The following is a 12,342-nucleotide window of genomic DNA, read 5'->3' on the forward strand; positions in this document are numbered from 1 at the left end:
TGGGGCAAGACCTCGGTGGCGTTCGGCTATTCCTCGAACGCCGGCGCGGAGAATGCCCTGGCGGTCGGCACGCTGGCGAACGCCTTCGGCAATCGCAGCACCGCCATCGGTGCCGGGGCCACGGCCACGGGCGATTTCTCCTCGGCCCTGGGCCGCACGGCGAGCGCAACCGCCGCCGGTGCCCTGGCGCTCGGAACGAATTCCGTGGGCGGCGCATCCGCCGCCGCGGCCGATTCGATCGCCATCGGCGGCCAGTCCAGCGTCGTGGCCGCGGCAACCTCCGGCATCGCGCTCGGCCGCGGTGCCATCGTCAACGGCGCCTTCGGCATTGCCCAGGGCGACGGCGTCGTCAGTGGCGCCACGGGGCAGAACGTTGCCATCGGTTCGTCGGGCACGACCGCGAACTCCAGTACCGCCGCGGGTGGCGCGGTGGCCATCGGCCGCGGCCAGAAGGCCACGGGCGACGGTGCGGTCGCCATCGGCGATCCCAACGTCTCGAACGGCACCGGTGCCGTGACGATGGGTGCCAACAACACCGCCGCCGGCAGCCTGGACGGCACGACCGCGGCGAGCGGCGCGGTGGCCATCGGCAATTCCAACAATGCGATCGGGCAGGGATCGGTTGCGCTGGGCAACAAGTCCAACGCCACCGCGGCCGGCACGCTCGCCTTCGGTGACGCGGCCAGCGCATCGGCCGCGAATGCCATCGGTTTCGGCACCGGCGCGAACGCCGCGGCCGCGGCCGCCGTCGCCATCGGGCAAAGCACCCTGGCCTCGGGCAACGCCAGCGTCGCGCTGGGCTCCGGCGCACGCTCGATCGCGGATGGCGCCATCGCCATCGGCAAGAACGCCACCATCGGCTCGAACACCGATGTCAACACCATCGCGATCGGGACCAATGCGAACAGCTGGGGCGGCAGCATCGCCCTGGGCACCGGCGCATCCGCTGACCAGATCGGCGTGGCACCCCAGAACGCCTCGATCGCGATCGGCGGCAATGCCACGACCGACGACCGTACCACCCGCAGCATCGCGATCGGCAATGGCGCCGTCGTCAAGTCGGCCGACCTGTCGGTGACCGATGCCGCGATCGCCTTCGGCGCCAACGCCGTGTCGCTGGGCTCGAACGCGGTCTCGATGGGCACCGGCGCCAACGCCGCCTATGCCAACAGCGTCGCGTTGGGCGCGGGCAGCGTGACGGGCGCCAAGGGACCGACCGGCAACGGCTTCCTCACTGGTACCAACGCACCCGCCTCCGAAGTCTCGGTGGGCTCGTCGTCCGCCCTGCGGCGCATTACCAACGTGGCCGATGGCGCAGCGTTGCAGGACGCCGTGACGGTGGCGCAGCTGAGCACGGGCATGAGCACGACCGCCAGCAGCATCAGCAGCCTCTCGACGTCGACCTCGACCGGCCTGAGCACCGCGACCAGCAGCATCGGCAGCCTGTCGTCGGGCCTCAGCACGACGAACAGCCGGGTGTCGAGCCTGTCGACTTCGACCTCGACGGGGTTGAGCACGGCGACCAGTTCCATCAGCAGCCTGTCGACTTCTACGTCGACTGGCTTGAGCACTGCCACGAGCAGCATCGGCAGTCTGTCGTCGGGGCTGAGCACGACGAACAGCAGCGTTTCGAGCTTGTCGACTTCGACGTCGACGGGGTTGAGCACGGCCACGAGCAGCATCGGTAGCCTGTCGTCGGGGCTGAGCACGACGAACAGCAGTGTTTCGAGCCTGTCGACTTCGACGTCGACCGGCTTGAGCACTGCGACCAGCAGCATCGGTAGTCTGTCGTCGGGGCTGAGCACGACGAACAGCAGCGTTTCGAGCTTGTCGACCTCGACGTCGACTGGCTTGAGCACGGCGACCAGTTCCATCGGCAGCCTGTCGACCTCGACGTCGACTGGCTTGAGCACGGCCACGAGCAGCATCGGCAGTCTGTCGTCGGGCTTGAGCACGACGAACAGCAGCGTTTCGAGCCTGTCGACTTCGACGTCGACGGGGTTGAGCACGGCGACGAGCTCCATCGGCAGCCTGTCGACCTCGACCTCGACGGGCCTGAGCACCGCGACCAGCAGCATCGGGAGCTTGTCGTCGGGTCTGAGCACGACAAACAGCAGTGTGTCGAGCCTGTCGACTTCGACCTCGACGGGCTTGAGTACGGCCACGAGCAGCATCCGCAGCTTGTCGTCGTCCACCTCGACAGGTCTGAGTACCGCCACCAGTTCGATCGGTAGCCTCTCGACGTCGACTTCCACGGGGCTGAGCACGGCCACCAGCAGCATCGGCAGCCTGTCGTCGGGGCTGAGCACGACGAACAGCAGCGTGTCGAGTTTGTCGACGTCGACCTCCACAGGGTTGAGCACGGCGACGAGCTCTATTGGCAGCCTGTCGACGTCCACCTCGACGGGGCTGAGCACCGCCACCAGCTCGATCGGCAGCCTCTCGACCTCGACTTCCACGGGATTGAGCACGGCCACGAGCAGCATCGGCAGCTTGTCGTCGGGCTTGAGCACGACGAACAGCAGCGTGTCGAGCCTGTCCACGTCGACGTCGACGGGGTTGAGCACGGCGACCAGTTCCATCGGCAGCCTCTCGACTTCGACTTCGACTGGCTTGAGCACCGCCACGAGCAGCATCGGTAGCCTGTCGACGTCGACCTCCACTGGCTTGAGCACGGCAAACAGCCGCATCGATGGCCTGTCGACCGGCCTGAGCACCACAACCAGCAGCATCGGCAGCCTGTCGTCGGGCTTGAGCACGACCAACAGCAGCGTGTCGAGCTTGTCGACTTCCAGTTCCACAGGTCTGAGCACGGCCACGAGTTCGATCGGCAGCCTTTCGACCTCGACCTCCACGGGGCTGAGCACTGCGACCAGCTCGATCGGGAGCCTCTCGACTTCGACTTCCACGGGTCTGAGCACCGCAACGAGTTCCATCGGCAGCCTGTCGACCTCCACGTCCACGGGCTTGAGCACGGCCACGAGCAGCATCGGTAGCTTGTCCACGTCGACCTCGACGGGCCTGAGCACTGCGACCAGCTCGATCGGTAGTTTGTCGTCGGGTCTGAGCACGACGAACAGCAGCGTTTCGAGCCTTTCGACATCGACTTCGACGGGCCTGAGCACGGCAACGAGCAGCATCGGCAGCCTGTCCACATCGACCTCGACAGGCCTGAGCACTGCGACCAGTTCGATCGGCAGTCTGTCGACCTCGACGTCCACGGGTCTCAGCACCGCAACGAGTTCTATCGGCAGCTTGTCGACCTCGACGTCTACTGGCCTGAGCACTGCCACCAGCAGCATTGGTAGCCTCTCAACCTCGACGTCGACTGGCCTGAGCACGGCAACGAGCTCGATCGGCAGCCTGTCTACCTCGACCTCGACGGGTCTGAGCACTGCAACAAGTTCGATTGGCAGCCTGTCGACCTCGACGTCGACTGGTCTGAGCACGGCAACGAGTTCTATCGGCAGCCTGTCCACCTCGACTTCGACGGGCCTGAGCACCGCAACCAGCTCGATTGGCAGCTTGTCTTCGGGTTTGAGCACGACGAACAGCAGCGTGTCGAGCCTGTCGACTTCGACTTCCACGGGGCTGAGCACGGCCACGAGCAGCATCGGCAGCTTGTCCACATCGACCTCGACAGGCTTGAGCACGGCGACCAGTTCGATCGGCAGTCTGTCGACCTCGACGTCCACGGGTCTCAGCACCGCAACGAGTTCCATCGGCAGCTTGTCGACCTCCACCTCGACGGGGCTGAGCACCGCAACCAGCTCGATTGGCAGCTTGTCTTCGGGTCTGAGCACGACGAACAGCAGCGTGTCGAGCCTGTCGACGTCGACCTCCACTGGTCTGAGCACGGCTACGAGCAGCATCGGCAGCCTGTCCACGTCGACTTCCACGGGTTTGAGCACTGCGACCAGTTCGATCGGCAGTCTGTCGACTTCGACGTCCACGGGTCTCAGCACCGCAACGAGCTCCATCGGCAGTTTGTCGACCTCGACGTCCACTGGCCTGAGCACTGCAACGAGTTCGATCGGCAGCCTGTCCACATCGACGTCGACCGGCTTGAGCACGGCGACCAGCAGCATCGACAGCTTGTCGACCTCGACCTCGACGGGCCTGAGCACTGCGACCAGCTCGATCGGAAGCCTTTCGACCTCGACCTCCACAGGTCTGAGCACGGCGAACAGCCGTATCGATGGCCTGTCGACCGGACTGAGCACCACAACCAGCAGCATCGGCAGTCTGTCGTCAGGCCTGAGCACGACGAACAGCAGCGTGTCGAGCTTGTCGACTTCCAGCTCCACCGGCTTGAGCACTGCAACGAGCTCCATCGGTAGCCTCTCGACGTCGACGTCCACAGGCTTGAGCACTGCGACCAGTAGCATCGGCAGCCTGTCGACCTCCACCTCGACGGGTCTGAGCACCGCCACCAGCTCGATCGATAGCCTTTCGACATCGACTTCGACGGGTCTGAGCACGGCAACGAGCTCCATCGGCAGCTTGTCGACTTCGACCTCCACGGGCCTGAGCACTGCGACCAGCAGCATCGATAGCCTCTCGACCTCGACCTCCACCGGTTTGAGCACCGCAACGAGCTCCATCGGTAGCTTGTCGACCTCGACATCCACTGGCCTCAGCACTGCAACGAGCTCCATTGGCAGCCTGTCCACGTCGACCTCGACGGGCCTGAGCACCGCGACGAGCAGCATCGACAGCCTGTCGACCTCGACATCGACCGGTTTGAGCACGGCAACGAGCTCCATCAGCAGCTTGTCGACTTCGACCTCCACGGGTCTGAGCACTGCGACCAGCAGCATCGGCAGCCTCTCGACTTCTACGTCGACCGGCCTGAGCACGGCGACGAGTTCCATCGGTAGCCTGTCCACGTCGACCTCGACGGGTCTGAGCACTGCGACGAGCTCCATCGGTAGCTTGTCGACTTCGACTTCTACGGGGCTGAGCACCGCTACGAGCAGTATCGACAGCCTGTCTACCTCGACGTCGACTGGCTTGAGCACGGCCACGAGTTCGATCGGTAGCTTGTCCACCTCGACCTCCACGGGCCTGAGCACCGCGACCAGCAGCATCGACAGCCTTTCGACCTCGACGTCGACGGGCCTCAGCACGGCAACGAGCTCCATCGGCAGCCTCTCGACGTCGACCTCGACGGGTCTGAGCACTGCTACGAGCAGCATTGACAGCCTCTCGACGTCGACGTCGACTGGCCTCAGCACGGCAACGAGTTCCATCGGCAGCCTGTCCACGTCGACCTCCACGGGTCTGAGCACTGCGACGAGCAGCATCGATAGCTTGTCGACCTCGACGTCGACTGGCCTCAGCACGGCAACCAGCTCGATCGGTAGCCTGTCCACGTCGACCTCGACTGGTCTGAGCACGGCAACAAGCTCCATCGGCAGCCTGTCGACTTCCACGTCGACGGGTCTGAGCACTGCCACGAGCTCCATCGGCAGCTTGTCGACTTCGACCTCCACGGGCTTGAGCACCGCGACCAGCAGCATCGGCAGCCTGTCGACTTCCACGTCGACGGGTCTGAGCACGGCAACGAGTTCCATCGACAGCCTTTCGACCTCGACGTCGACCGGTTTGAGCACGGCCACGAGCTCCATCGGCAGCTTGTCGACTTCGACCTCCACGGGCTTGAGCACCGCGACCAGCAGCATCGGCAGCCTGTCGACTTCGACATCGACTGGCTTGAGCACGGCCACGAGTTCCATCGGTAGTTTGTCCACCTCGACCTCCACGGGCCTGAGCACCGCGACCAGCAGCATCGACAGCCTTTCGACCTCGACGTCGACCGGGCTGAGCACTGCGACGAGTTCGATTGGCAGCCTGTCTACGTCGACTTCGACCGGCTTGAGCACGGCGACCAGCAGCATCGACAGTCTCTCGACTTCGACATCGACTGGTCTGAGCACGGCGACGAGTTCGATCGGTAGCTTGTCGACATCGACCTCGACCGGCCTGAGCACGGCCACCAGCTCGATCGATAGCCTTTCGACATCCACTTCGACGGGCCTGAGCACGGCTACGAGCAGCATCGGCAGCTTGTCGACCTCGACCTCCACGGGTTTGAGCACTGCCACCAGCAGCATTGGCAGCCTTTCGACCTCGACGTCCACCGGCTTGAGCACAGCAACGAGCTCTATTGACAGTCTGTCGACTTCCACCTCGACCGGGTTGAGCACGGCGACAAGCTCGATCGGCAGCTTGTCGACGTCGACCTCGACGGGCCTGAGCACGGCAACGAGCTCGATCGGTAGCCTGTCCACGTCGACCTCGACCGGTCTCAGCACCGCCACGAGCAGCATTGACAGCCTCTCGACTTCGACGTCGACTGGGCTCAGCACCGCGACGAGTTCGATCGGTAGCCTGTCGACGTCTACGTCGACCGGTCTGAGCACGGCGACCAGCAGCATCGGTAGCCTGTCGACCTCGACCTCCACTGGCTTGAGCACCGCGACGAGTTCGATCGGCAGCCTCTCGACCTCCACGTCGACCGGTCTGAGCACGGCAACGAGCTCTATCGACAGCCTGTCGACTTCGACGTCGACTGGGCTCAGCACCGCGACGAGTTCGATCGGTAGCCTGTCGACGTCTACGTCGACCGGTCTGAGCACGGCGACCAGCAGCATCGGTAGCTTGTCGACCTCGACATCGACTGGCTTGAGCACGGCAACGAGCTCTGTTGACAGCCTGTCGACCTCCACGTCGACCGGGTTGAGCACGGCGACAAGCTCCATCGGCAGCTTGTCGACGTCGACCTCGACGGGCTTGAGCACGGCCACGAGTTCCATCGGTAGCCTGTCCACCTCGACCTCCACGGGTCTGAGCACCGCGACCAGCAGTATCGACAGCTTGTCGACCTCGACGTCGACCGGCTTGAGCACGGCAACGAGTTCGATCGGCAGCCTGTCCACGTCGACTTCGACGGGTCTGAGCACCGCGACGAGCAGCATCGATAGCCTGTCGACCTCGACGTCGACCGGCTTGAGCACGGCAACGAGTTCGATCGGTAGCCTGTCCACGTCGACTTCGACGGGTCTGAGCACCGCGACGAGCAGCATCGATAGCCTGTCGACTTCGACGTCGACTGGCCTGAGCACGGCAACGAGTTCGATCGGCAGCCTGTCCACGTCGACTTCGACGGGTCTGAGCACCGCGACGAGCAGCATCGATAGCCTGTCGACTTCGACGTCGACTGGCCTGAGCACGGCAACGAGTTCGATCGGTAGCCTGTCCACCTCGACCTCTACGGGCCTGAGCACCGCGACGAGCAGCATCGATAGCCTCTCGACTTCGACGTCGACGGGTCTGAGCACGGCAACGAGCTCGATCGGCAGCCTGTCCACATCGACGTCGACCGGCTTGAGCACGGCGACCAGCAGCATCGACAGCTTGTCGACCTCGACGTCGACCGGTTTGAGCACGGCCACGAGCAGCATCGGCAGTCTGTCGACCTCCACGTCGACGGGCCTGAGCACGGCAACGAGCTCGATCGGTAGCCTGTCCACGTCGACTTCGACCGGTCTCAGCACCGCCACGAGTAGCATCGATAGCCTGTCGACTTCGACGTCTACTGGCCTCAGCACGGCGACGAGTTCGATCGGTAGCCTGTCCACCTCGACCTCTACGGGCCTGAGTACCGCGACGAGCAGCATCGATAGCCTCTCGACTTCGACGTCGACTGGGCTGAGCACGGCCACGAGCAGCATTGGCAGCCTCTCGACCTCGACGTCCACTGGCCTGAGCACGGCAACGAGCTCTATTGACAGTTTGTCGACTTCGACCTCTACGGGCTTGAGCACAGCGACAAGCTCCATCGGTAGCTTGTCCACCTCAACCTCCACGGGCCTGAGCACTGCGACCAGCAGCATCGACAGTCTCTCGACCTCGACGTCTACTGGCCTCAGCACGGCAACAAGCTCCATCGACAGCCTGTCCACGTCGACCTCGACGGGTCTGAGCACCGCCACGAGCAGCATTGGCAGCCTGTCGACGTCCACGTCGACCGGTTTGAGCACAGCAACGAGTTCGATCGGCAGCCTGTCCACGTCGACCTCGACGGGCCTGAGCACCGCAACCAGCAGCATCGATAGCCTGTCGACGTCCACGTCGACCGGTTTGAGCACGGCAACGAGCTCGATCGGCAGCCTGTCCACTTCGACGTCAACTGGCCTCAGCACGGCGACGAGCTCCATCGACAGCTTGTCCACCTCGACCTCGACCGGTCTGAGCACTGCCACGAGCAGCATTGGCAGCCTGTCGACCTCTACGTCGACGGGGTTGAGCACGGCAACGAGCTCCATCGGCAGCTTGTCCACATCGACCTCTACGGGTCTGAGCACGGCGACCAGCAGCATCGATAGCTTGTCGACATCGACTTCGACCGGCCTGAGCACTGCAACGAGCTCGATCGGTAGCCTGTCCACGTCGACCTCTACCGGCCTGAGCACCGCGACCAGCAGCATCGACAGCCTGTCGACTTCGACCTCGACTGGCTTGAGCACGGCCACCAGCGGCATCGACAGCCTGTCGACCTCGACATCCACCGGCTTGAGCACTGCGACGAGTTCCATTGGTAGCTTGTCGACCTCGACATCGACGGGCCTGAGCACCGCCACGAGCTCGATTGGCAGCCTGTCCACATCGACATCGACCGGCTTGAGCACGGCGACCAGCAGCATCGACAGCCTCTCGACTTCGACGTCGACTGGCCTGAGCACGGCAACGAGCTCGATCGGTAGCCTGTCCACATCGACCTCGACCGGTCTGAGCACGGCCACGAGCAGCATTGGCAGCCTGTCGACATCGACGTCCACTGGCCTCAGCACGGCAACGAGCTCCATCGACAGCTTGTCCACGTCGACTTCGACGGGCCTGAGCACGGCCACGAGCGGCATCGACAGTCTCTCGACTTCGACGTCGACTGGTTTGAGCACCGCAACGAGTTCGATCGGTAGCTTGTCCACATCGACTTCGACGGGGCTGAGCACGGCAACGAGTTCGATCGGTAGCTTGTCCACCTCGACCTCGACGGGCCTGAGCACCGCCACGAGCAGCATCGATAGCCTGTCGACTTCCACGTCGACCGGCCTGAGCACCGCGACGAGCTCCATCGGCAGTTTGTCCACGTCGACCTCGACGGGGCTGAGCACGGCCACCAGCTCTATCGGCAGCCTGTCGACGTCCACGTCGACCGGTTTGAGCACAGCGACGAGCTCGATCGGTAGCCTGTCCACGTCCACTTCGACGGGCCTGAGCACAGCGACCAGCAGCATCGGCAGCCTCTCGACCTCGACGTCCACCGGCTTGAGTACGGCCACGAGCTCCATCGGCAGTTTGTCGACTTCGACCTCCACGGGTCTGAGCACTGCCACGAGCAGCATTGGCAGCCTTTCGACCTCCACGTCGACTGGCTTGAGCACGGCGACCAGCTCGATCGGTAGCTTGTCTACCTCGACCTCGACGGGTCTGAGCACCGCCACGAGCAGCATCGGCAGCCTTTCGACCTCGACGTCCACCGGCTTGAGCACGGCAACGAGTTCCATCGGCAGCTTGTCGACGTCGGCCTCCACGGGTCTGAGCACAGCCACGAGCAGCATCGGCAGCCTCTCGACCTCGACGTCTACCGGCCTCAGCACGGCGACGAGTTCGATCGGTAGCTTGTCCACGTCAACCTCGACGGGTCTGAGCACTGCCACGAGTAGCATCGGCAGCCTCTCGACCTCGACGTCTACCGGCCTCAGCACGGCGACGAGTTCGATCGGCAGCTTGTCCACGTCTACCTCGACGGGCCTGAGCACCGCCACGAGTAGCATCGGCAGCCTTTCGACTTCCACGTCGACCGGCTTGAGCACGGCAACGAGCTCCATCGGCAGCTTGTCGACCTCGACCTCCACGGGCCTGAGCACTGCGACCAGCAGCATCGGCAGCCTGTCGACCGGCCTGAGCACGGCGACGAGCTCCATCGACAGCCTGTCCACTTCGACCTCGACCGGTCTGAGCACTGCCACCAGCGCTATCGGTAGCCTGTCGACTTCGACGTCCACGGGTCTGAGCACGGCGACGAGTTCCATCGGCAGCCTGTCCACGTCCACGTCGACCGGTTTGAGCACGGCCACGAGCTCCATCGGCAGCTTGTCGACCTCGACCTCCACGGGCCTGAGCACGGCGACCAGCAGCATCGGCAGCCTGTCCACCGGCCTGAGCACCGCGACGAGCTCCATCGGCAGTCTGTCCACTTCGACGTCGACTGGCCTCAGCACGGCAACGAGCTCCATCGGCAGCCTGTCCACGTCCACGTCGACCGGCCTCAGCACCGCCACCAGCAGCATCGACAGCCTGTCCACCGGCCTGAGCACCGCCACCAGCGGCGTCAGCAGCCTCTCGACGTCGACGTCGACTGGCCTCAGCACGGCGACGAGTTCGATCGGCAGCTTGTCGACCTCCACGTCGACCGGCCTGAGCACCGCCACGAGCAGCATCGACAGCCTGTCGACCTCGACCTCCACGGGTCTCAGCACCGCGACGAGCAACATCGACAGCCTCTCGACCTCGACTTCGACCGGCCTGAGCACGGCGACCAGCTCCATCGGCAGCCTGTCGGTGGGCCTGAGCACCGTGAGCAGCGGCATCGGCAGCCTGTCGATCGGGCTGAGCACGACGAACAGCACCGTGAGCAGCCTGTCGACGTCCACGTCGAGCGGCCTGAGCACGGCGACGAGCAGCATCGGCAGCCTGTCGACGTCCACCTCGAGCGGCCTGAGCACGGCGACGAGCAGCATCAACAGCCTGTCGACGTCCACGTCGAGCGGCCTGAGCACGGCGACGAGCAGCATCAACAGCCTGTCGACGTCCACCTCGAGCGGGCTGAGCACGGCGACCAGCAGCATCAACAGCCTGTCGACCTCCACCTCGACCGGTCTGAGCACGGCCACGAGCAGCATCAGCAGCCTGTCGACCGGCCTGAGCACCGCGACCAGCAACATCGGCAGCCTGTCGTCGGGCCTGAGCACGACGAACAGCAACGTCTCCAGCCTGTCGACCTCGACCTCGACCGGCCTGAGCACCGTCACCAGCGGCCTCGGCAGCCTGTCGAGCGGGCTGAGCACGACGAACAGCAACCTCAGCAGCCTGTCGACGAGCATCAGCGGGTCGGTCAGCGGCATCGGCAGCCTGTCGACGGGGCTGAGCACCACCAACAGCACCGTCACCAACATCTACAACAACGGCACGAAGTACTTCCACGCCAACTCGACGGCAGGCGACTCGCAGGCCATCGGCCAGGAGTCGGTGGCGATCGGACCGCAATCGGTGGCCAGCGGCGCGAATTCCTTCGCCGCGGGCAACGGCGCGAAGGCGACGGCCGACGGCGCGGTGGCGGTGGGCTTCGGGGCACAGGCCACGGGCACCAACGCGATCGCGATCGGTACCGGGGCACTGGCCACCGGCTCGCAGGCGATCGGTGCAGGTGCCAGCGCGGGCGGCAAGGGCGTGGCGATCGGCGACGGCGCGGATGCGGGCGGCACCTCGAGGAGCGCGGCGTCGAACGTCTCGAACGGCACGGCCGTCGGCTTCAACGCGGTGGTCCAGCAGACCGGCGGCGTGGCCCTGGGCTCGGGCTCGGTGGCCTCCAGGGGCGCGGGCGTGGCTGGCTACGTGCCAGGCAGCGCCACCGCGGCGCAGGAGGCGGCGATCAAGGCCACCACCAGCACGCAGGGCGCGGTGTCGGTCGGCGATGCGGCCAACGGCCAGTTCCGCCAGATCACCGGCGTGGCCGCGGGCTCGGCCGACAGCGACGCCACCAACGTGGCGCAGCTGAAGGCGGCCTCGGCGGCTTCGAAGGCCAGCAGCGTGCAGTACGAGACCAACCCCGACGGGTCGGTCAACTACAACCAGATCACGCTGGGCGCCGGCCAGGCGGCGGGCGGCACGCGCATCAGCAACGTGGCGCCGGGCATCCTGCCGGGCGACGCGGTCAACGTGCAGCAGCTGACCGACGTGCGCAACCAGATCGGCGACGTGGCGCGCGTCGCCTACTCGGGCACGGCGATGGCGTTCGCGATGTCGGGCACCTACCTGCCGACGCTCTACCCCGGCGAGAAGACCGTGGGCGTGGGCTTCGGCAGCTACAAGGGCTACAGCGCGGTGGCGCTGACCTTCAAGGCCCTGTCGGACGACGGCAAGATGTCCTGGGGCGCAGGCCTCTCGACCACGGGCAAGGAGTGGGGCATCAACGCCGGCATCGGCTGGAAGTGGAAGTAAGTCACAGGGAGAGAAAAGCCCCCTCGAAGGCTCCCGCGCCCCAGGTGCGGGGGC

Annotated in this window: 1 protein-coding gene and 2 pseudogenes; 2 read left to right on the forward strand and 1 reads right to left on the reverse strand. The window is 65.3% G+C overall.

Annotated features, from left to right (window positions below; all coding sequences use genetic code 11):
* Positions 1-26: 26 nt before the first annotated feature.
* Positions 27-1,145 carry a hypothetical protein gene (locus tag BM109_RS41675; RefSeq protein WP_093348782.1) on the reverse strand — a complete coding sequence of 373 codons (1,119 nt, stop codon included), beginning with the start codon at positions 1,143-1,145 and terminating at the stop codon, positions 27-29.
* Between BM109_RS41675 and BM109_RS41315 the strand changes: the two are divergent.
* Both BM109_RS41315 and BM109_RS41820 read left to right on the forward strand, forming a co-directional pair.
* Positions 1,138-11,934, forward strand: a pseudogene (locus tag BM109_RS41315) (hypothetical protein); the annotation flags it as partial. The gene BM109_RS41675 and the pseudogene BM109_RS41315 sit on opposite strands and share 8 nt — an antisense overlap.
* 36 nt (positions 11,935-11,970) lie before the next feature.
* Positions 11,971-12,288 (forward strand): annotated as a pseudogene (locus tag BM109_RS41820) (YadA-like family protein); the annotation flags it as partial.
* Positions 12,289-12,342 lie beyond the last annotated feature (54 nt).

The sequence above is a fragment of the Variovorax sp. PDC80 genome (genome assembly GCF_900115375.1).
Classification (GTDB): Bacteria; Pseudomonadota; Gammaproteobacteria; order Burkholderiales; family Burkholderiaceae_C; genus Variovorax.